The 22,010-nt window shown below is 37.7% G+C and carries 20 protein-coding genes; 12 read left to right on the top strand and 8 right to left on the bottom strand.

The features are described from left to right. Window positions 1–83 precede the first annotated feature (83 nt). From ACO052_RS15835 to ACO052_RS15815, 5 genes are all read left to right on the top strand, one after another. Window positions 84–1,124, top strand: a complete 1,041-nt coding sequence (locus tag ACO052_RS15835; protein WP_422104763.1) for a ligase-associated DNA damage response exonuclease — start codon at window positions 84–86, stop codon at window positions 1,122–1,124. Then, window positions 1,121–2,710: an ATP-dependent DNA ligase gene (locus tag ACO052_RS15830; RefSeq protein ID WP_422104762.1), complete on the top strand. Its 1,590-nt coding sequence runs from the start codon at window positions 1,121–1,123 to the stop codon at window positions 2,708–2,710. Before ACO052_RS15835 ends, ACO052_RS15830 begins: the two co-directional genes overlap by 4 nt. Before the next feature lie 44 nt (window positions 2,711–2,754). Next, window positions 2,755–5,160, top strand: coding sequence for a ligase-associated DNA damage response DEXH box helicase (locus ACO052_RS15825; protein WP_422108074.1), 2,406 nt, complete (start codon window positions 2,755–2,757; stop codon window positions 5,158–5,160). Window positions 5,161–5,249: 89 nt separating this feature from the next. Further along, window positions 5,250–5,900, top strand: a complete 651-nt coding sequence (pdeM, locus tag ACO052_RS15820) for a ligase-associated DNA damage response endonuclease PdeM (RefSeq protein WP_422104761.1) — start codon at window positions 5,250–5,252, stop codon at window positions 5,898–5,900. A 116-nt stretch (window positions 5,901–6,016) separates the two neighbouring features. Further along, window positions 6,017–6,418 carry a hypothetical protein gene (locus tag ACO052_RS15815; protein WP_422104760.1) on the top strand — a complete coding sequence of 134 codons (402 nt, stop codon included), beginning with the start codon at window positions 6,017–6,019 and terminating at the stop codon, window positions 6,416–6,418. On the opposite strand, the gene ACO052_RS15810 is transcribed toward ACO052_RS15815, so the two are convergent. The 4 genes from ACO052_RS15810 to ACO052_RS15795 all read right to left on the bottom strand — a co-directional run bounded on the left by ACO052_RS15810 (window position 6,408) and on the right by ACO052_RS15795 (window position 10,050). Beyond that, window positions 6,408–7,586, bottom strand: a complete 1,179-nt coding sequence (locus tag ACO052_RS15810) for a THUMP-like domain-containing protein (protein ID WP_422104759.1) — start codon at window positions 7,584–7,586, stop codon at window positions 6,408–6,410. The two genes, ACO052_RS15815 and ACO052_RS15810, sit on opposite strands and share 11 nt — an antisense overlap. 7 nt (window positions 7,587–7,593) lie before the next feature. Continuing rightward, a complete protein-coding gene (locus ACO052_RS15805) occupies window positions 7,594–8,682 on the bottom strand; it encodes an AI-2E family transporter (RefSeq protein WP_422104758.1) in 1,089 nt (362 codons plus the stop codon). 38 nt (window positions 8,683–8,720) lie between these two features. Further along, window positions 8,721–9,221, bottom strand: coding sequence for a TrmH family RNA methyltransferase (locus ACO052_RS15800; RefSeq protein ID WP_422104757.1), 501 nt, complete (start codon window positions 9,219–9,221; stop codon window positions 8,721–8,723). Between the two features lie 211 nt (window positions 9,222–9,432). Then, complete coding sequence (locus tag ACO052_RS15795) at window positions 9,433–10,050, bottom strand: DUF4159 domain-containing protein (RefSeq protein ID WP_422108073.1); 618 nt, start codon at window positions 10,048–10,050, stop codon at window positions 9,433–9,435. Between the two features lie 79 nt (window positions 10,051–10,129). On the opposite strand from ACO052_RS15795, the gene ACO052_RS15790 reads away from it, so the two are divergent. Beyond that, the gene (locus tag ACO052_RS15790; RefSeq protein WP_422104756.1) at window positions 10,130–10,855 is read left to right on the top strand and encodes a DUF1223 domain-containing protein; all 726 of its coding nucleotides are present in this window, start codon (window positions 10,130–10,132) and stop codon (window positions 10,853–10,855) included. Here the strand turns inward: ACO052_RS15790 and ACO052_RS15785 are convergent, their stop codons facing one another. From ACO052_RS15785 to tsaD, 4 genes are all read right to left on the bottom strand, one after another. Then, window positions 10,856–11,560 (bottom strand): 16S rRNA (uracil(1498)-N(3))-methyltransferase, encoded by a 705-nt coding sequence (locus ACO052_RS15785; RefSeq protein ID WP_422104755.1) that lies wholly within the window; start codon window positions 11,558–11,560, stop codon window positions 10,856–10,858. It abuts the gene before it with no gap. Then, window positions 11,560–12,189, bottom strand: coding sequence for a peptidylprolyl isomerase (locus ACO052_RS15780; protein WP_422104754.1), 630 nt, complete (start codon window positions 12,187–12,189; stop codon window positions 11,560–11,562). Before ACO052_RS15780 ends, ACO052_RS15785 begins: the two co-directional genes overlap by 1 nt. A gap of 99 nt (window positions 12,190–12,288) precedes the next feature. Continuing rightward, on the bottom strand, window positions 12,289–12,660 hold the full coding sequence (locus ACO052_RS15775) for a hypothetical protein (protein ID WP_422104753.1): 372 nt from the start codon (window positions 12,658–12,660) through the stop codon (window positions 12,289–12,291). A gap of 1 nt (window position 12,661) precedes the next feature. Continuing rightward, complete coding sequence (gene tsaD, locus ACO052_RS15770) at window positions 12,662–13,684, bottom strand: tRNA (adenosine(37)-N6)-threonylcarbamoyltransferase complex transferase subunit TsaD (protein ID WP_422104752.1); 1,023 nt, start codon at window positions 13,682–13,684, stop codon at window positions 12,662–12,664. A 181-nt stretch (window positions 13,685–13,865) separates the two neighbouring features. On the opposite strand from tsaD, the gene ACO052_RS15765 reads away from it, so the two are divergent. From ACO052_RS15765 to ACO052_RS15740, 6 genes are all read left to right on the top strand, one after another. Then, on the top strand, window positions 13,866–18,260 hold the full coding sequence (locus ACO052_RS15765; protein ID WP_422104751.1) for a translocation/assembly module TamB domain-containing protein: 4,395 nt from the start codon (window positions 13,866–13,868) through the stop codon (window positions 18,258–18,260). Between the two features lie 135 nt (window positions 18,261–18,395). Then, on the top strand, window positions 18,396–19,382 hold the full coding sequence (gene pfkA / locus ACO052_RS15760) for a 6-phosphofructokinase (RefSeq protein WP_422104750.1): 987 nt from the start codon (window positions 18,396–18,398) through the stop codon (window positions 19,380–19,382). Between the two features lie 19 nt (window positions 19,383–19,401). Next, on the top strand, window positions 19,402–20,403 hold the full coding sequence (gene gap, locus ACO052_RS15755; RefSeq protein WP_422104749.1) for a type I glyceraldehyde-3-phosphate dehydrogenase: 1,002 nt from the start codon (window positions 19,402–19,404) through the stop codon (window positions 20,401–20,403). A gap of 88 nt (window positions 20,404–20,491) precedes the next feature. Next, window positions 20,492–21,355, top strand: coding sequence for an N-acetylglucosamine kinase (locus ACO052_RS15750; RefSeq protein WP_422104748.1), 864 nt, complete (start codon window positions 20,492–20,494; stop codon window positions 21,353–21,355). Then, a complete protein-coding gene (locus tag ACO052_RS15745; RefSeq protein ID WP_422104747.1) occupies window positions 21,356–21,718 on the top strand; it encodes a methylglyoxal synthase in 363 nt (120 codons plus the stop codon). A gap of 98 nt (window positions 21,719–21,816) precedes the next feature. Continuing rightward, window positions 21,817–21,996 carry a hypothetical protein gene (locus tag ACO052_RS15740; RefSeq protein WP_422104746.1) on the top strand — a complete coding sequence of 60 codons (180 nt, stop codon included), beginning with the start codon at window positions 21,817–21,819 and terminating at the stop codon, window positions 21,994–21,996. Window positions 21,997–22,010 lie beyond the last annotated feature (14 nt).

The following is a 22,010-nucleotide window of genomic DNA, read 5'->3' as shown; positions in this document are numbered from 1 at the left end:
TTATAATAAAGATTTTTATAATTCGAATCATTTAGCATTTTTTTAATACTAAAAGGTCGTATTTTTAATAGCTATTTTAAGCTATGTCAAAAGAAAATCGACTTATTAAATTCACCAAAAAAGGTATCTATTGCCCACAAGGAAAGTTTTATTTGGATCCCTGGCAAAAAGTGGATTATGCCATTATTTCGCATGGTCATGCAGACCATGCACGTTGGGGAATGAAACATTACCTATGCACTAACGAATCGTTACCTATTTTAAAGCATAGGTTAGGCGCAGAGATTGATATTCAAAGCATTGGCTATGGTGAGGCCTTAGACATCAATGGCGTCAAAGTCAGCTTTCATCCAGCCGGTCATGTCATAGGCTCGGCTCAGATACGCTTAGAATATGGGGGCTATATCGTCGTGTTTACGGGTGATTATAAAACACAACCCGATTTCATTACCACCCCTTTTGAATCCATAAAATGTCATACATTCATCACCGAGAGCACCTTTGGTCTGCCGATTTACAATTGGAAATCGGAGGAAGAATTACAAAAGGAATTACATGCTTGGGTACAGACCAATAGATCAAATAATCGCACTTCGGTGTTTTTAGGCTATTCGTTGGGTAAGGCCCAACGTTTATTGTCGTTATTAAAGGGTGTAGATGATGATATCTATGTGCATCGCTCTATTCATAATTTAAACCAAGCCATTCAGGAAACAGGTATTAAATTGCCAAAAACAAAACTTTGGTCTGCAGATTTAGATAAAAAAGCGCTTCAAAATAAGGTCATCGTGGCACCACCTGCTATCCTAGGTTCAAGAATGCTAAAGCGCTTACCAAATCCTGCAACAGCCATTTGCTCAGGTTGGATGCAAATACGTGGTAATCGCCGTTGGCAATCCGTAGATGCGGGTTTTGCGGTGAGTGATCACGCCGATTGGAACGGTTTAATAGATGCAGTAAAATCTTCAGAAGCAGAGCAAGTCTATGTGACGCACGGTTATCAGGCCGTATTCTCAAAATATTTAAACGAAATAGGTATTAAGGCAAATGAATTAGTAACCGAATATGGGGACGAGACCTTAGCTAACACAGAAGTTGAAACTGATAAAGCGAATGTAGAATGAAGTTGTTTTCGGACCTTATCAGTGCTTTAGAAATCACCAATAAGACCAATGCCAAGATTGCGGCTTTGGAGCATTATTTCAAAACTGCACCAGATAAAGACAAACTTTGGCTTATTGCCTTATTCACCGGGAAGCGACCATCACGGCCAGTAAAAACCACCTTAATGAAGACGTGGTGTATGGAACTTACAAAGCTACCAGAGTGGTTGTTTTTAGAAAGCTATAGCACCGTTGGTGATTTAGGGGAAACCTTGGCATTATTATTGCCTGAACCGACGCATCGATTAGATTTGAGTTTGCATGAATGGATGACCGAGTTAAAGGTCTTAAAGTCCAAGTCTGATGAAGAAAAGAAAGCTTTTGTGCTAGAGGCCTGGTCTGGTTTAGACCAGCAAGAGCGACTCATATTTAACAAATTAATAGGCGGCAGTTTTAGAATTGGGGTTTCTAAAAAAACGCTTGTCAATGCCCTGTCAAAACTCACTGGTATAGATGCCAATCAATTGATGCACAGTATTATTGGAAAATGGGATGTAGACTCCATAACCTTTGAAGCCCTTATACATGGCACCCATATTAATTATGACAATTCCAAACCCTACCCATTTTGTTTGGCCTATGCTTTAGAAAAAGACTTATCAGATTTGGGAGAACCCGAAGATTGGATGGTCGAGCAAAAATGGGATGGTATTAGAGGGCAAATTGTAAAGCGTAATAATGAAATCTATATCTGGTCGAGAGGCGAGGAATTGGTAACACAACAGTTTCCAGAGCTCGTTGAAGCTATGAGCAATTTTAAGGATGACTTTGTCATTGATGGCGAAATTTTAGCGATGAAGGACAATGACGTATTGTTGTTTAACGATTTGCAAAAGCGACTGAATCGTAAGAATGTTACCAAGAAACTTTTAGAAGATGTACCTATTGGTTTTTATGCCTACGATATGCTAGAGTTTAATGGAGATGATATTAGAGATACACCTTTTATGGAGCGTAGACAGCGATTAGAAGCGGTATTTAATTCTATCGCTTTACCAGACTACATCAAGTTATCTTTTATTGTAGCATTTCAAAAATGGGATGATTTAAATGCCATTCGGGATAATTCAAGAGCCATTAATAGTGAGGGCCTAATGCTAAAACAAAAGCATTCACCATACCATACAGGACGGAAAAAAGGGGATTGGTGGAAATGGAAGGTGGACCCTTTAACTATTGATGCGGTCATGATCTACGCCCAAAAGGGCAGTGGTCGACGTAGTTCAAAGTATACGGATTATACATTTGCTGTGAAAAATGGAGACGCCTTAGTTACCGTAGCCAAAGCCTATTCAGGATTGACCGATAAGGAAATTACAGAGATTTCTCAATGGGTCAATAAAAATGCCATTGAGCGTTTTGGTCCAGTTAGAACCGTCAAACCAGAATTGGTTTTTGAAATAGCCTTTGAAGGTATTGCTTTAAGTAAGCGGCATAAATCGGGTGTGGCGTTGCGATTTCCGAGAATAGCAAGATGGCGAAGAGATAAGCCCGTTGACGAAATTGATACCATAGAAACCGTAAAAGAACTAATCACAACAACTTGAGTCAATTTAAAGACAGCGAAGGCTTACGTATTGTAAACAATTGGATGGGCGAAAAAGGCCATGCACCTTTTCCATTTCAGATGCAAACCTGGCAGCGCTATGCCAATGGCTACTCGGGTATGGTAGTCGCACCTACAGGATTTGGTAAGACCTTCTCAGTGTTTTTGGCAGTAGTTATCGATTATCTCAATTATCCGGAACGCTACCAAAAAGGTTTAAAACTGTTGTGGATAAGTCCATTACGATCTTTAGCTAAAGATCTGGCTAAGGCGATGTCTGAGGCCGTTGAGGAAATCGGTTTAGACTGGTCGGTTCAAGTAAGAAATGGTGATACACCAACTGCGACGCGACGAAAACAAGAACGACTAATGCCTGATGTTTTACTGACAACACCAGAAACCATGCACTTGCTGTTCTCGCAGAAAAAGAATTCGCGATGGTTTAAAAGCGTGCAATGTGTGGCTATTGATGAATGGCATGAACTTATAGGAAATAAACGCGGTGTTCTCACAGAGTTAGCTATTTCTCAACTAAGACATTATTCGACAAAACTTCAAATTTGGGGTATTACGGCGACCATTGGTAATTTGGAAGAGGCCAAATCTGTATTACTGCCCTATAGCGATTTAAAAATTACGCAAATCAAGGCCAAGCAAAAAAAGAAATTGGATATCATCTCAGTACTACCCAACGAGATAGAAGTATTGCCGTGGGCTGGGCATTTGGGTGCGAAAATGGTTGATAAAATTCTTCCAATTATTGCCTCTAATACCACTACTTTAATTTTTACGAATACAAGAGGTCAAGCGGAATTATGGTATCAGTTATTACTGAACGCACAACCCGATTTGGCAGGTCTGTTAGCCATACACCATGGGTCCATAGATAAGAAACTTCGTAATTGGATCGAAGACCATATTGCCTCAGGCTATTTAAAAGCCGTGGTTTGCACATCATCATTGGATTTAGGGGTAGATTTTAAACCCGTAGATTGTGTGATTCAAATAGGTTCAGTAAAAGGTGTAGCACGCTTTATGCAGCGTGCGGGGCGAAGTGGGCATTCACCATTTGAGCGCTCAAAGATATACTTCGTACCTACCCATTCCTTAGAATTGGTTGAGGTATCTGCGCTAAAAGAAGCCATTAAAAATAAACAGGTCGAACCAAGAGATCCTATGGTATTGACCTTTGATGTCCTAGTGCAATTTATGGTGACTTTAGCTGTGGGCGAAGGTTTTGATTCAGAAGATGTATTCGGTCGCATCCAGCAAGTACATGCATTTCATTATCTAACCAAAGAAGATTGGCAGTGGTGTCTGCATTTTATTACTAAGGGCGGAAAAACCCTGAATTCTTACGAAGAGTTTCATAAGGTCCTATTGGAAGATGATGGCATCTACCGCGTAAAAAGTAGGCGTATCAGCATGTTACATCGTATGAATATTGGTGCTATCGTGAGCGAAGTCAATGTCATGGTAAAGTTTATGTCTGGAGGTTACATCGGGATGATTGAAGAATTTTTCATTTCCAAATTGAAACCTGGGGACAGTTTTATTTTAGCAGGGCGCATTCTCGAATTGGTTCAAATTAAGGATATGACCGTTTTGGTGAGACGTAGCAAGGCTAAGAAAGCGGTCTCGCCAAGCTGGCTGGGTGGGCGTCTTCCGTTGACCTCACATTTAAGTCATTATTTAAGATTAAAATTGTCAGATGCCCTACAACCTGGTCGACTGGAAAAAGAATTACGGTTTTTAAATCCATTGATAAGTCGGCAGGTGCAACACTCGCACATTCCAAAAGATGATGAGTTTTTAGTAGAACTGATCGAAACCAAAGATGGTCATCATTTATTTATGTATCCCTTTGAAGGCCGACTGGTACATGAAGTATTTTCAGCATTAATCGCATATAGAATAAGTAAAATCAAGTCTATAACCTTCACCATCGCCATGAATGACTATGGTTTTGAATTATTGAGTGATCAGCCGATTCCAGTTGATGAAGACACTATTGAAGACCTCCTTAGTAAAGAGCATTTAATGGACGATGTTATTGCCAGCATCAATGCCTCAGAAATGGCCTCCCGTAAGTTTAGGGATATCGCAGTCATTGCAGGTTTAGTGGTGCAGTCCCAACCTGGTGCCAGAAAGAACAACAAGAGTTTACAATCCTCTTCGGGTCTTATATTTAGGGTCCTTGAAGATTACGAACCAGATAATTTATTACTACGACAAGCTTATACAGAGGTGTTTAATCAACAACTCGAAGAAGCAAGGTTGCAACAGGCGTTTGAACGTATCTCTAAAAGTAAGATTATAGTTAAGTATGCAAAGTCCTTTACACCCTTGAGTTTTCCGCTTAAAGTAGATAGTTTGAGAGGTACGATGAGTAACGAAAATCTAGACAAGCGTATTCAGCGTATTAAAGAACAGGCTTTTAAAATTAACTAGTCATTTCGAGCAAAGCGAGAAATCACATAATTTTGTTTCTTTTTGAGAGACTTGCTTGACGCCTCAAATTCATTCGATATGACAATTAAATGCAAATAATAACCGAGAATATCACCATAGAGGCCGAACGTCTCGCACTAACCAATCAAAGAGCCATATATTGGGAACATGAAGATGCTCTAATTCTGTCAGACCTTCATATTGGTAAAACTGCGCATTTCCGGAAACATGGAATACCAATGCCAGATGATATTTTGGTAAAAGATCTGGAGCGCCTTGAAACCTTAATCCACTATTTCAAAGTGTCTAAACTCATTATTGTTGGCGATTTGTTCCATGCTGAAGCTAATAGCAACCTTCAAACCTTTAAGTCCTGGTTAAACGCTTTCAAACAGCTTAAAATAATCTTAGTCAGAGGCAATCACGATAGGCAATCTAAAAATCTCATGAGCGATTTAAGAATTGAAGAGGTCACAGAATTGCACATGAAACCGTTCTTGTTTGTTCATGATTCAAGTGCAGAAACCTCAGAATATTTTATGATTTCTGGTCATATCCATCCAGGTATTCTCATTAAAGGTAAGGGTAGGCAAAAGGTGAAACTACCTTGCTATCAAGTGACTTCAAGATATCTGGTTTTGCCAGCGTTTAGCCTGTTTACAGGGCTAAATACGCACGAAAGTCCTGAAGATGCCATCTCTTATGCATTTACAGAATCGACGATTTTCAAATTTGACTAATATGCATTTCGTCGAATATTTAATGCTTTTTACCGATAATTGAATTTAGTTTTATATGTTTGAAATCCCAAATTGATTGTTGTAGACGAGTTCTACAATAAAAAAACTATTAACCGATGAGAAACCTACTTAGATTTTTGCCATTTGTGGCAATGATAGTTTTTGCCTGCACGGCTGACCCCAATGAATCAACTACTGAAGACGATGTTTTAACCTCACAAGCTAATTCTTGTATTGATGACGATCCCGTTACTAGGGTCGTTAATAACGGTACAGTTGCTTTTAGTTTGCTTGTAGCTAATGGTAATGGGTCTGCATTAGTTGATATACCTAATATTCCCCCAGATACAACAACATCTTGGGCGAGTTTTCCCGAAGGCGAAGTGATATTTTATCTCAATACTGACGAGTCTTCAATAGATGATAAGGTCACATTGCAAATGAATTCTTGTATGGCCTATGAGATTGAGATTGATGCCAATAATGAGATTGTATCATATACACCCACTACACTTTAGAGCATAACAGCACAATTTTAGCGTTGTTCGCATTCGTAGTAAAGAAAAGATAGTGATCACCACCATCTTTTACATTTAGTTTTTTCCTGATATCATGAACTGATAGCGGAAAATTACGAGTGGTGATATTGGCTTTGGTGATACGTTCTTTTGAGAATTCTTTTTTATTAAACGGGATAACTTTTTCAATTTTAAATCGTCTCCCCGGAAAATCTATGAGATGGTTAGATGTGTATAAATGCGAGTGTTTATGAAGCTTAACAACTTTTAATAGAGCACTTACGGAATTAAAGGCACCAGCTTTTAAAACTGCCGCATTGGGTTCGTACAAATAGCTGAGAGGCTCGGAATATGTAACTGAGGCTGAGGCCTCTTCGCTATGTTGAAATTCAAAAACCTGATTTGTGGATTTGGTAATATTTATGGTTTTAATTGTGAATTCAGCCGTATAATCCCGTTCTAAAACCCACAATAATTCTTTGACTTCGTTATCGACCGCTAGGATATGTAAATCCTTAACAAATTTTAAATCAATGGCGGTGGCTTTGATATCGAGTAAGGGCGAAGTTTTAATCATTGCATGTTTAGAATACTTTAAAAACAGCCCTTGAAACGACTTAACATTTGGCGTACAATCTGTTAAAAGAAATACCTTTTGTTTTGTTTCGTCCCTCCTGGATGGGTCAATGTATATCCAATCGAATGGACGGTCCAATCGCTTAAGCGTGTCGATGCCACTTTCATTCAAACAGTTAATGTTTGGTGTATTTAGAACTTTATAATTATGTTGTACTATGTCCGAAAGCTCCTGGTTTATCTCACAATGCGTGATGCTTTCCATAGTTTTAGAAAAGTAAAAACTATCCACTCCAAAGCCACCTGTGAGATCGATTAATGAATGTCCAGAAACTAAATCCGCTTTATATTTGGCTGTGACTTCTGAAGATGTTTGCTCAATATTAAGCTTATTAGGATAACAAATAGTTGGGGTATTAAACCAAGTTGGCAACTTTTTTTCACAACGTTTTTTAGCTTCAATCTGCTCAATGATTAGTTTGGCATCAATGTCTTTAAACGGAAGCCCTTTTAGCAATATAGTAGAAATATCAGATTTAAGATGAGAATTTATAAATTCCTGTATTTCAATATTTAAGATAGTTTTATTCAAACTATAACTATAAGCCTTTGGTGAGCTTAGATACGATTTTATATTCAGATAAGAATTCTTTCAGAATTACCTTGATGGCAGTATATGCTGGTACGGCGACAATCATACCTACAATCCCAAATAGGATACCAGCTATGATAATCACTAAAAAGATTTCGAGTGGGTGCGATTTGACGCTTTTAGAAAAAATAAAAGGTTGGCTAAAGAAATTATCAACCAATTGTGCTATAATAAAACCTATCATGACGTAGGTTGTTTTTGGCAAAATAACGGCACTAAAACTTTCACCCAAATTACTGGACATACTGAGCAACAGCATTAAAAAACCACTTACTAAAGGACCGACATAGGGGACAAGGTTGAGCAAGGCACATAGAAAGGCAATAACAAGGGCATTATCGATTCCAAAAATCAACAATACAATGGTATAAATCACAAAAAGAATTAGGATCTGGAATATAAGTCCCACAAAATAGCGAGATAATAGGTCCTTAATTTTATTCCATGAACGTCTTGAGCGCATCTCATTACCATTGGGAACAAATATCATCATACCATTTTCGAACAACTGACTATCCTTTAAAAAGAAGAATGAAATAAACAAAACCGAAAACAAGCCTATACTAAAACTGCCTAATCCACTAACTAAACCATTAAAGAAGTTGGGAATTAGCGAAAAATCTAACTTGGATAAGAGATTAGAATCTTTTATGGATTGCTCAACATCGATATTATTGAATTCAAAATAGGTGGTAATCTGTTGGTAAAGGTCGTCGACATTTCGTTCCAACTGTTGAAAATCCAATAAAGCCAGATTCTTTCCTTGGTCGGCAATAAGTGGAATAAACATCCCAATTAAACTTAGCAATATACCCACAAATAAAATCATTGTCACTATGACTGCCAGAGTATTGTTGAACTTGAGTTTACGTCTTAAAAACAAGACGATAGGCCGCCCTATTAATGAAATCACAGCAGCGACTGCAATGTATACGATGACGGATTGAATTTTGTAAAGAAAAAACAACACCAAGGCTATAGCAGCAAGAATGCCCAACGCTCTTAAAATGCCATTAGCGATGATTTTTGAATTCATAGCTCAAAGATGCTGAAATAAATTTAGTGGAACAAATTTTATGAATTAAGTTGGTTCGTAATTTCATATAAAGCAATGCTTGTGGCTTGTACCACATTCATGCTACTATTATTGCCGTACATATTGATGTGTACTATTGCATCGCATTGTTGTAACACAGACTCTGAAATACCAAAGTTTTCATCACCAATAACAAGGGCAATGGGACGATTGGTGTCCAGTTTAAATTTGCTCAATTCCAGACTGCTATCCGTAATTTCTAAGGCTATGATAAAGTGCGTACTTTTGAATTGATGTACTACAGCGTTAATATCATCTTCAATTCTATGGTTAACGTATTTCTCTGTAGAACGCGATGTTTTAGACATACGCTTTCCAACAGTAATATCGGCACCGCAAAACACGAGTTCTTCAATATTAAAGGCATCTGCGATGCGAAATAAGGACCCAATATTTGGGGCATTACTAATGTTATCGCATACTATGGTAATGGGATGTTTTTGTTTTTTAAAGTTGGAAGTGTAGTGCGTAAGTTGCAAAAATCATGAAATTATTGGTGGTTATAAGAACTACACTTAACAGCCAAGTGCGATGGCCAACATCCGAAACAGCCACACTGATAGTGATAACTGTCAACTCCAGTTGTATAGGTATGCCAATTGATCTCATTCATAGATTGAAAGACAAAAGCTATACCCAATAAGATGGCCACGATTTTATATTTAATGGAAAAACGTTTCATATGTAGTTCTAATTCTCAAAAGCATATTTAACTATATTGGCGCCCATTTTAAGTGCCTTTTCCCTTACTTCTTCGGGATCGTTATGTACTTCCTGATCTTCCCAGCCATCACCTAAATCACTTTCAAAAGTAAATAAGAGTACTAATCTACCCTCGTGAAACACACCAAAGGCTTGTGGAGCTTTGCCATCGTGCTCATGAATTTTTGGTAAACCGTTTGGGAAATTATATGCCGAATTAAAGATTTCGTGATCTTTCGGGATTTCCCGCAGTTCATTATTTGGGAATACTTTCTTGAGTTCTTGTGTAATATAGGGCTCCATCCCATAATTGTCATCGATATGAAGAAACCCTCCAGAGATGAGGTACCGTCTTAAGTTTTCGGCGTCATCATCACTAAAGAATACATTGCCATGGCCTGTCATATGCAACAAGGGAAACTGAAAAATATCAGTACTCCCAACTTCAACGGTTTGGATATTTTCGTTGATGTTAGTATCAATATGATCATTGCAATATTTTACCAAATTAGGCAAGGCCGTAGGGTTGCTGTACCAATCGCCTCCACCTTTATATCTTAGCACGGCCACATCTTGAGCCACAAGTTGAGAACTTGTTAAACTCATCACAATTCCAACGAGTAGTGTAAGAGGTATTCTTTTTTTCGACTTAAGATTCATGTTTCAAATGTAAAAAAGAAATCCTATGAAGTCTATTCTGTTAACATTATTTATAATTCCTGTATTCATTTTTTCCTTACTTACGGATAAGCCTGTAGATACTAATAACGTCATTGTCCTCGAGTTATTTACCTCTCAGGGCTGTTCTAGTTGTCCGCCAGCAGATCGCCTTTTAGATGAGGTAAAAAGCAATACCATTATAGCCTTGTCCTATCATGTGGACTATTGGAATTATATCGGATGGAAAGACCCTTTTAGCAAATCTGTGTATACCGAGAGACAACGTTCTTATGGCTCTAAGTTTAACAGCAGTACTATTTATACGCCGCAACTTGTCATTAATGGACAGGAGCATATTGTAGGCTCTAATAGGCAAGCTTTAAATCAGAAGATCACTAAGTATGCTGCTAAAGCCAATGCCAATAGTGTTGAGCTATCTGAGGTCTCGAAATCAGAGGACTTGGTACGTTTTAATTACGACATAGGCGGTGGGCTCCAAGACCGTTACATACGAACCATTTTAGTTATTAACGAGCGCAAAACGTCCGTCAAACGCGGTGAAAATAGAAATCGAGAGCTCATTAATACCAATATCGTCGTTAATGAGCAACGCTTTAAGTTAGAGACAAATTCTGGAAAAGGCTCACTTGTAATTCCAAACATAGTCAAAGCTTCCGACGATTTATCTTTAATCGTCGTAATTGAAAATAATACGCTGGATATTACCGGAGCGGGTCAAAAAGTCCTTTAGCTATTCGTTGGTAAATGCTACAGAATGACAGGCTGCAACAGCGGCGGTTTCGGTTCTTAAGCGCGTATGGCCTAAGGTCACTGGAATAAAATATTTTTCAAGTGCTAATGCAATTTCTTGGGTGCTGAAATCACCTTCAGGGCCAATCATAATTACACATTTATCGCCGACCTTGAGTTTTGATTTTAGCGATGTTTTGTCGGTATCTTCACAATGCGCAATAAACTTCTGACCAGCCATATTTTGATGTACAAAGTCCTTGAATGGTATAATATCGTTAAGTTTTGGTAAATAGCACTGCAGGGATTGTTTCATGGCAGACTGAATGATTTTTTCGAAGCGTTCCAATTTCACCACTTTACGCTCGCTATTATCGCAAATGACCGGTGTGATTTCATCAATGCCTATTTCGGTGGCTTTCTCCAAAAACCATTCGTAGCGATCATTCATTTTAGTAGGAGCAACAGCAAGATGCAAATGATAGTTGCGTTGGACTTGTAAAGCTTTAGAAACGATAGCAACAGTACAATGCTTTATATCCGCTAAAGTCAATTCTGCCTCAAATAACCAACCCGTTCCATTGGTGATATGGATGCGGTCACCGACTTTTTTCCGAAGCACCTTTACAATATGGCGACTTTCATCTTTATCAAAGTTGAACTCTGTTTGATCTTCAGAAATATGGGGATTATAAAAGAGCTGCATTATTTGGTCACTTCTGTATACTTTAAAACCGTAATTTCTTCAATAGGTTTAGCTTCGTGCGTCTTTAAGACAATATAGTACCATTGTCGATCTTCAATATCTAGCGTAAAAATATCGTCTTTGTCGTGAATTTTTGCGGCATTTTCAAAATCTGGATGCATACGTCCTTCAGGAAACCAGCCCAAATCACCACCTCTTTTCGCATTGAGATCCATAGAGTGAAGCTCTGCCAATGCTTCAAATTTATAACCCTCTTTATATTGTGCAATAATTTTTGAGCGTTTACTCTTAATGTCTTCCATGGGCATTGTGCGACCATCAAAGTAAATGTAGCTCACTCTATAGTGTAGCTTTTTTTTCTTATCTATGACTTTATAATAGATTTTCTTCTGGTCTTCATCCAACACTTTTTTACCTCCTACGGACAATTTGAAAAGTGCATCCGCGAGTTTTGTTTTGTGCTTTTCCTTGTTAAAAATGAGAACTTTACTCTTGTTCTCTTTTTTGTGGGTTTTAGCAAAAACTTTGGCGTCTTCTATTGAACTTATGGAATCTAGCTCTTCTTCTAAGGATTCTTGAGAAAGACTTAAAATTGGAATAAAGACTAGTAAAACTAATAGTTGTTTCATTGTATAAAATTTTAATAGGATTTGGGTTACACAAATCAACTAAATTTTAAAATGGAATTGAAGCGATAAGTATTAGCTTATTAACAGATGTTTTAACAATTAGTTGGAGAACAAATAGTTCCATGGAATAACAAATGGCAATACCACGACCCAAATCACAAAAAATCCAGCCATACCTTTAGGGTAGGGAGTTTGATTAATTATGGCAGGTAAGGCCACGACGAGCAACCATGCGCTTTTATAAACAAGTTGTAACACCAATACGGGAGAAAAACTTTGGGGCCTAAAGAGTCCAAAACCCGATAAAATGGCTATACTTAACCATAAGGCTCCAATGAGTCTAATGAATTCAGAATTGGAATACACATTTTCAAAAATGGAACTCGCAGCAGTTTTTGGATAGAAGAGCGAAGTAATACCAATCCATCCGGCGACTATGATATTTGCTATGTATACTATTTTTAGGATCATGTCATATCTTCAATCGTGCTGTCGCCATCACATCAAAATCCGAAAAATCCTGATCCAAATACTTTAAATAACCTACAATGGCAATCATAGCGGCATTGTCTGTTGTATATTCAAATTTTGGGATATAGGTAGTCCAACCATATTGACTTTCAGCATTTTTTAAGGCTTTGCGAATACCTGAATTGGCAGAAACACCGCCGCCAATAGCAATATGTTTTATGCCGGTTTGTTTTACAGCAACTTTAAGCTTATCCATTAAAATACCGACAATAGTGTATTGAATGGACGCACAGATATCATTGAGGTGCTCCTTAACAAAATTGGGATTGGCTTTAGTTTCTCGCTGTACAAAATAGAGGATGCCTGTTTTTAATCCAGAGAAACTAAAATTAAGACCCTCTACTTTAGGTTTGGTAAATGGATAGGCTTTGGGATTTCCGAGTTGAGCACGTCTGTCGATTTCTGGACCTGCAGGATATCCCAATCCCAGTACTTTCCCACTTTTGTCGTAGGCTTCTCCGACGGCATCATCAATAGTTTCACCCAAAACCTCCATATCAAAATAATCACTCACTTTCACAATTTGTGTATGTCCACCTGAGATGGTCATGGCCAAAAAAGGAAAAGGGGGCTTTTGGTGCTTGTCCTCATCTATAAAATGTGCCAGAATATGGGCCTGCATATGATTGACATCGATCAAAGGAATATCCAATCCGTAGGCTAAGGACTTAGCGAATGAAGTGCCCACAAGCAAAGAACCCATAAGACCAGGACCTCGCGTAAAAGCTATGGCGCTCAGTTGCGACTTGGAAATGCCCGCTTTTTCAAGCGCCTGATGCACGACTGGAACGATATTTTGCTGATGTGCCCTGGAAGCTAATTCTGGGACAACACCACCATATTCGGTATGGATTTTTTGGTCAGCAACAACATTGCTCAAAATTTTGTCGTTACATAATACAGCAGCTGATGTATCATCACAAGAAGATTCAATACCGAGGATGTATATATTTTCTTTTTTCATAGGCGATATTAGGCACAATAATTGTTAATTTTACCAGATGTAGTCTAAGGTAGTACTTTACAACGTATCGTAAGTGCAAAGTTAGTGAAGATTCCATCAATTTGTAAGCACAAGTCGTATCAAAAGAATACTCAAAATATTAGGAAAAATAGCGGGGATTATTTTACTCCTGTTTTTTATTGTGTTTTTGATCTTGGGTATTCCTGCCGTACAAACTAAACTTGGCAAATATGCGACCAAAAAGGTTAATGAAGAATTTAAGACGGATATTAATATCGCCAAAGTTGGTCTTCAGCTCAACGGAGATATAGAGCTAAAGAACATCTTTATAAAGGATCATAAAAAAGACACACTTATCAGTATTGGTGAACTGAATAGCTCAATCGTTAGTTTTAAAAATCTATATGATGGGAAGCTGAATTTTGGAGATATCGACATTCAAGATTTAGTATTCAACCTCAAAACATACGAAGGAGAAGAAGATACCAACTTGGATGTTTTTGTAGAAAAGTTTGAAGACGACAACCCAAGAGAAGGGCCAAGTAAGTTTTTATTTTCATCCAGTGATATCTCCATAGAAGACGGTGTCTTTAGATTAACAGATGACAATATTGAGACACCGAAAATTTTAGAATTTACACAACTCAATGTCAATACTACCAATTTTTTGATTAGTGGACCAGATGTAAGTTGTCGAATTAATAAACTTGGTTTTAAGGATAGCCGAGGCATTGTCGTCGATAATTTAATGGCCAATTTTGAATACACACTAGATCATATGAATTTTGGGAACTTAGATATTAAAACCAAAAATTCTGAGCTAAAAGGTGATTTAAGATTCGATTACCTACGTGAGGACTTAAAGGACTTTACGGATAAAGTAAATGTAACGGCCAGCTTTAAAGATTCACAAATTTCACTTACGGAACTCAATGTGTTTTTCAACGAATTTGGGGTTAACCAGAAAGCTAGTTTTAACGCCGATTTATCAGGGACATTAAATAAACTTGCGGCAAGCAACCTTAATGTAAGTACATCTCGAAACACAAGGATTATTGGTGATATTACGTTCGAAAATGTGTTTCGTAAAGAAGACGATAGCTTCGCCTTAGAGGGGAAATTTAAAAACTTGTCCTCAAATTATAACGACTTAACCGCATTACTTCCTAGAATATTGGGGAATGCTATACCAACGGTTTTGTCTAAAGTGGGGAATTTTAGAATTAATGGAACGTCGCGAATTACAGCTAAGCAAATTAATGCCGACATCGCTATAAATACAGATTTAGGGGATTTGAAATCTAATTTGGAGCTTACGGAAATTGATGATATAGATGAAGCCAATTATATCGGTAATGTTGTTTTTGACCAATTCGATATAGGGCAGCTCATAGATGATCCTAAAGCCAAATATGTATCTGCAAATGTCGATGTAGATGGTAAGGGTTTCACCCTAGATAACCTGCGAACAGATATAAAAGGCGATGTCTTTAGTCTAGACTATAATGATTATACCTATGAGAGCATTGTCATTTCTGGCGATTTGGGGAATAAAGTTTTTAATGGAAGATTAATAACCGAAGATCCCAATTTGCAATTGGATTTTAATGGATTGGTAGATTTTTCAGAAGAACAAAAACTATTTGATTTTAGAGCTAATGTTGGTTATGCCGACCTCAAAGTGCTCAACTTTGTTGATAGAGATAGTATTTCGGAGTTTAGGGGCTTAGTAAACATGACAGCCAAGGGATCGACTTATGATAACGCTAGCGGTACCGTAAACATAAAAAATACGACCTATAAAAATCAAGATGGAAGATATAGATTCGAGGATTTTGATATCGTATCCTCATTTGAAGGAGAAGAACGAACCTTATCTATTAATTCCCCCGACATTATAAGCGGCAAAGTAAAAGGCAAATTCAGAATTAGGGACATTCAAAAACTGATGGAGAATTCACTGGGAAGCATATATACGAATTATGTGCCGTTCGAAATTAAGGAAGGTCAGTATATGGATTTTAGATTCAATGTCTATTCTAAGATTGCGGCTGTATTTTTTAAAGATCTCTATATCGGTGAAAACACCTTTGTAGAAGGTCGAGTAGAGACGGACGAACGAGGATTTGAACTGACGTTTAATTCACCTGAAATTAGGTTTCAAGACTATTTTGCTAATAATATCAGCTTATCTGTAGATAATAGTAATCCGCTATACAATACATTTATAGAAATAGATAGTTTAAATGCTGGCGTCTATGGTGCTTCAGATTTTTCACTCATCAATGTCACTAAGAGAGATACCTTGCTGGTTAAAACTCAATTTAAGGGAGGAAAGAACAATACAGATGAATTCAATCTCAATCTCTTTTATACTATAGATGACGCTAATAAATCCATCGTCGGTTTCAGAAAGTCGGATGTTCTATTTAAGGGTTATGAGTGGTTTGTGAATTCAGAAAAAAACAGCTTCAACAAAGTGCGTTTCGACAGAACACTCAAAGCTTTCGACATTTTCCCTATAACCATAAACCAAGGCAATGAAGAAATTGAACTTTCTGGAATAATTAGCGATAGTATCAACAAAAATATTAGGGTCGATTTTAAGGACGTAGAACTGGTTAAAATTACGCCTCGTATAGATAGCTTAACTTTAGCAGGTGTCGTTAACGGAAAATTAGATATCACCCAAAATAATGGGGTCTACCTACCAAAATCCAATATGGAAATAAGTAATCTTTTTGTTAATGATTATGACCTAGGAAATTTAACCGCTAAGGTGGAAGGCAATAACTCACTAACGGATTATAGTGTTGACGTGTCTTTGGTAAATGATAATTTAACCGCTTTCGCAGCCAAAGGTGCGATTGATGTCGCAAAGAACAGACCTACGATAGACTTGGATGTGACCTTCGAAGAGTTTTTATTAGATCCTTTGAATCCTTTAGGCGAAGGGGTGATTAGTAATATCAGGGGGCTTGTTTCCGGGAATGCGAAGGTTACAGGTAGCCTTAAGAAACCCAGCATTGATGGGGAGTTATTGCTCGATAGGGCAGGACTGTCCATTCCCTATCTCAACGTGGATTTTGGTTTCGATTTTGACTCAAAAGTATCACTTCGTAAGCAACAATTCATTTTCAATAATGTAGCAATGACCGACTCAAAATACTTCTCCAAAGGTTATCTCAATGGTTTTATCGAGCATAATAATTTTTCGGATTGGGAATTGGGTCTGGACTTAAAGACGGACCGGTTATTGGTTTTGAATACTGAAGAATCTGAAGATGAATTGTATTATGGGACAGCATTTATTTCAGGAAATGCAACCATAAAAGGCCCCACCGACCAATTAATTATCGATGTAGAAGGGAGCACGGCTCCAGGCACCGAATTTAATATTCCTTTAAATGACTCCGAAAGCTTCGGTGACAATTCATTTATACACTTTTTAAGTCCAGAAGAGAAAGAGGCTAGGATCAGTGGCGAGATTGTTGAAGCTATTGAAGTTAAGGGTTTAGAGCTAAATTTTGATTTGGACGTTAACCAAAATGCCACCATCGAAATTGTTATAGATAAAGATTCTGGTAGTACCATAAAAGGTAAGGGCGAAGGGAACCTCGTATTTTTAATAAACACCAATGGGACCTTCAATATGTGGGGAGATTTCTCTGTGTTTGAAGGTTTATATAATTTTAAATACCGAGGATTGGTTGAAAAGAGGTTTGATGTAGAGCAGGGTGGAAGTATCGTTTGGGAAGGCGACCCTTTAAAAGCCCAAATAGATATAAGAGCGGTCTATCAAGGTTCTGCCAACCCTTCGGTGTTACTCGACAACCCCATTAGCCAAACCATTCCTGTTGAGGTAATTATTCATCTTACTGGTCAATTGGAGCAACCAGATCCGGAGTTCGATTTTAGATTTCCAACGGTAACATCGACGGTTAAATCTGAGCTCGATTACAGATTGTCATCTAAAGACGAACGCGATAACCAAGCCCTAATTTTCTTAGCGACAGGTAGTTTTGCCAATGGCGTAAGTGGTCTTGATTTTTCGGGTACCATTGCCGAGCGACTAAGTGGTATTGTCAATAATCTTCTTGGGGGCAATAATGGAGATTTTGCGGTAGGACTGGATTTCGAACTCGGTCAGGATTCGCCCGAGTTGCAAACCAATAGTAGGGTTGGGTTAACATTGCAAACAAAAATTTCCGATAGGGTTTTGGTAAATGGAACTGTTGGCGTACCGTTTGGTTCGGCACAGCAGACCACCATAACAGGAGATGTTCAAATTGATTGGTTGCTCAATGAAGACGGGACGTTACGAGCTAAAGTATTCAATAGGGAAAATACTATTAGAAACTTTGGTGAGGAAATAGGATATACGCAAGGGGTTGGATTATCTTACAGTGTAGAATTTGATACGTTTAAGGAATTTATTGACATTATATTTTCTGGAAAAAATAAAAAAGACAAGCAAGATAAAAATAAGGTTGAAAAGAAGGAAGAGGACGATGATAATTTTATGCCAGAATATATTACCATGAAGAAGAAAAAAACCACTAAATCCAAGTCTTAAAATCGTCATTTTTTCATATTTAAATAAATAGTTATTAACGAAAACGTTTGAATTTATTTAGGCGTATCTTTTTTATGATTTAAGTCACAAAATTGTGTGTTTTGTTTAGTAATTTTACTAAAATTAAAATCGATAATGGTTCACACAATAAAAAAAATAGCTGTTTTAACATCTGGTGGAGATTCCCCTGGAATGAATGCTGCCATTCGTTCTGTAGTTAGAGCCTGTGTCTTTCACGATATCGAATGCTACGGGTGTTACAGAGGTTACCAAGGTATGATTGAGGGTGATTTCGAACAGATGGACGCACGTAGTGTAAAAGGGATCATCAATAAAGGGGGCACTATGCTAAAGTCGGCGAGGTCAAAAGAATTTAGGACTAAAGAAGGCCGACAAAAAGCACATGATTCCCTTAAAAATGCTGGAATAGATGCCTTTGTGGTTATCGGTGGGGACGGTAGTTTTACTGGTGCTATGATTTTTAATCAGGAGTTTGGTTTCCCTGTTATGGGTATACCGGGCACTATAGACAATGATATTTTTGGTACGACCCATACATTAGGCTATGACACAGCGCTGAATACAGCTGTAGATGCCATCGACAAAATTAGAGATACAGCAAGTTCCCACAATCGTTTATTTTTTATTGAGGTTATGGGCCGAGACGTGGGCCATATTGCCCTTAACGTTGGCGTTGGTGCTGGTGCTGAAGAAATACTAATTCCTGAGGAGGATCTTGGTCTTGACAGGTTACTAGAATCTTTACGACGAAGTAAAACCTCTGGTAAATCTTCAAGTATTGTGGTAGTAGCAGAAGGTGATAAAATCGGTAAAAACGTTTTTGAATTGGCAGATTATGTCGAACAAAATATGACCGAATATGAAGTTCGTGTTTCCGTATTAGGACATATGCAAAGGGGCGGAAATCCATCGTGTTTTGATCGGGTTTTAGCCAGTCGCATGGGAGTTAAGGCGGTGGAAAGTCTTATTACCGGTAAAAGTAATTATATGGTTGGTCTTAAGAATGATATCATGGATTTAACACCATTCGACCAAGCCGTAAAAGGACAATCAAAAATTAATATGGAACTCTTAAGAGTTTCAGACATCATGACTATATAAAAGATTAAATAAAGAAAACATGTCAAATTTAAAATTAGGAATCAACGGATTCGGAAGAATAGGAAGAATAGTATTCAGAGCAACTGTAAAACGTCCAGATGTAGATGTTGTTGCGATTAACGATTTATTGGATGTAGAGCATCTTGCATACTTATTAAAGTACGATTCTGTACACGGTCGTTTTGACGGAACTGTTGAAGTTAAAGACGGACACTTAGTTGTAGACGGAAAAACAATTCGCGTGACTGCCGAAAGAGATCCAAAAAACTTAAAATGGGATGAAGTGGGTACAGATGTTGTTGCCGAATGTACAGGGATTTTTACCACTTTAGAAACCGCTCAGTATCATATTGACGCAGGTGCCAAGGAAGTCGTTATTTCTGCACCGAGTAAAGATGCCCCTATGTTCGTTATGGGTGTTAATGATGATGAGCTGACATCAGATCACAAAATAGTGTCTAACGCATCGTGTACGACCAATTGTTTAGCTCCGATTGCCAAAGTATTAGACGATAATTTTGGTATCGAAGAAGCCTTAATGACGACGATTCATGCCTCTACGGCCACACAGCTTACTGTAGATGGACCATCTCGTAAAAACTACAGGTTAGGGCGTTCAGCTTTAAATAACATTATTCCTTCAACAACAGGTGCGGCGAAAGCTGTAGGTAAAGTGATTCCTAAATTAAATGGAAAGCTTACAGGTATGGCGTTTAGAGTACCAACTGCTGATGTTTCAGTGGTAGATTTAACGGTAAGACTTCAAAAGGAAACCTCTTACGAAGAGATAAAGAAAGTATTTAAAGCAGCTTCTGAGGGCGCCATGAATGGAGTCTTAGGATATACTGAGGAAGCTGTAGTATCCCAAGATTTTGTCAGTGATACACGTACCAGTATTTTTGATGCTGGCGCTGGTATAGAGCTCAATTCAAAATTCTTCAAAGTCGTATCTTGGTACGATAATGAATTTGCGTATTCTAATAAGCTAGTCGATTTAGCACAAAAAATTAACAGCCTTTAGAAACTATAACACGCTTAGATATTAATTATGAAATTCCGCAGTGTTATAATAGTTTAGGCATTGCGGAATTTTTTTTTAAATACGAATTATGATTTTAATTACCGATGGGGGTTCCACAAAGTGTGATTGGATAGCCATAGATAGTTCTGGTGAAAGACTGGCGCAAAAAATAAGGACAAAAGGGCTTAATCCAGCAATTTTAACAGAAACTGAATTAAAGCAGATTATCAGTGGTAGTGAAGAATTAATGCAGTTTTCATCTGATGTTTCACACATTTTTTTCTATGGTGCCGGTTGCGGTACAGAAAAGCCAAGGACAATGCTAACGCATGTGCTTCAGTTCTTATTTCCATCAGCTAATGTCGACGTACAAGAAGATACGATGGCGGCCGTAAGATCATCCCTTAATCACAATACAGAAGCCGCTGTAGTTTGTATTATGGGCACGGGCTCTAATTGTAGTTATTTTGACGGTAGTATTTTACATCAACGCGTAAAGAGCTTAGGCTATACCTTGATGGACGATGCGAGTGGTAATTATTTTGGTAAACGACTCATACGCGATTACTATTTTAAAAAAATGCCAGAAACCATTGAGTTGGCTTTTGAACACAAGTACAACTTGGATCCAGACTACATTAAATTCAATTTGTACAAAAAAGCTAATCCCAATGCTTATTTAGCTGATTTTGCAGAATTTATGTTTTTAAATAAGGACTCAGACTATATTAAGGAACTTATAAAATCAGGGATAAGGGTATTCGCCGAGAATATGATTTTGCAATTTCGAGAAGAATTAGATACGGGTATTCCAGTACATTTTGCCGGTTCCATAGCATTTTTCTCTCAAGATGAAATAAAAGAAGTTGCTGAAGAGTACAATTTTAAAGTGGGTAATTTTGTAAGACGACCAATCGATGGTTTAGTGGATTATCATATTAAAAACTTGTAAATGGAAATAGCCATTATTGCTCATGATGGTAAAAAAGCGGACATGGTCCAGTTTTTAAATGCGCATAGTGACATTTTACACAAAAAAAGTATTACCCTAATAGCAACTGGTACTACCGGAGAAAAAGTCACAAAGGCCGGATTTAAAGTCAATGCCTTATTATCAGGTCCCTTAGGTGGCGATGCTCAGATTGCAGCACGAGTTGCTGAAGGCAAATGCCATATGGTGTTATTCTTTAGGGACCCATTGGATAAACATCCTCATGAGCCCGATATTTTAATGCTAATGCGATTGTGTGACGTTCATAATGTACCATTGGCTACTAATCCCGCAACTGCAGAATTACTCATCAGGGCGGTTTGATCACTTGTTTAATAAGCTGTTAATAAATCTCATTTTTGCTATTGTAAAACTTATTATTTGGTCATATCTTTGCCATACAATAAAAATGAAGCACCATTATGTTTGAATTTGATCAGTATTTAGGATTTTTAGCTTTTTTAACCATTTTAACAATTGGTTTTTGGTTAATGATTTTCCTTTTAACTTTTGTAATCCCTTACTGGGTTTTTGGTTCGGCCATGGAGCGTTTAAAAGAAATAAGAGAAGAAAAGAAAGCTGAGCGTGAAGCAAACAGCTAGTTTCAAAATATATG

This window comes from Winogradskyella sp., from assembly GCF_965228925.1.
Classification (GTDB): Bacteria; Bacteroidota; Bacteroidia; order Flavobacteriales; family Flavobacteriaceae; genus Winogradskyella.
This window is presented reverse-complemented; position numbering and strand designations above follow the sequence as displayed.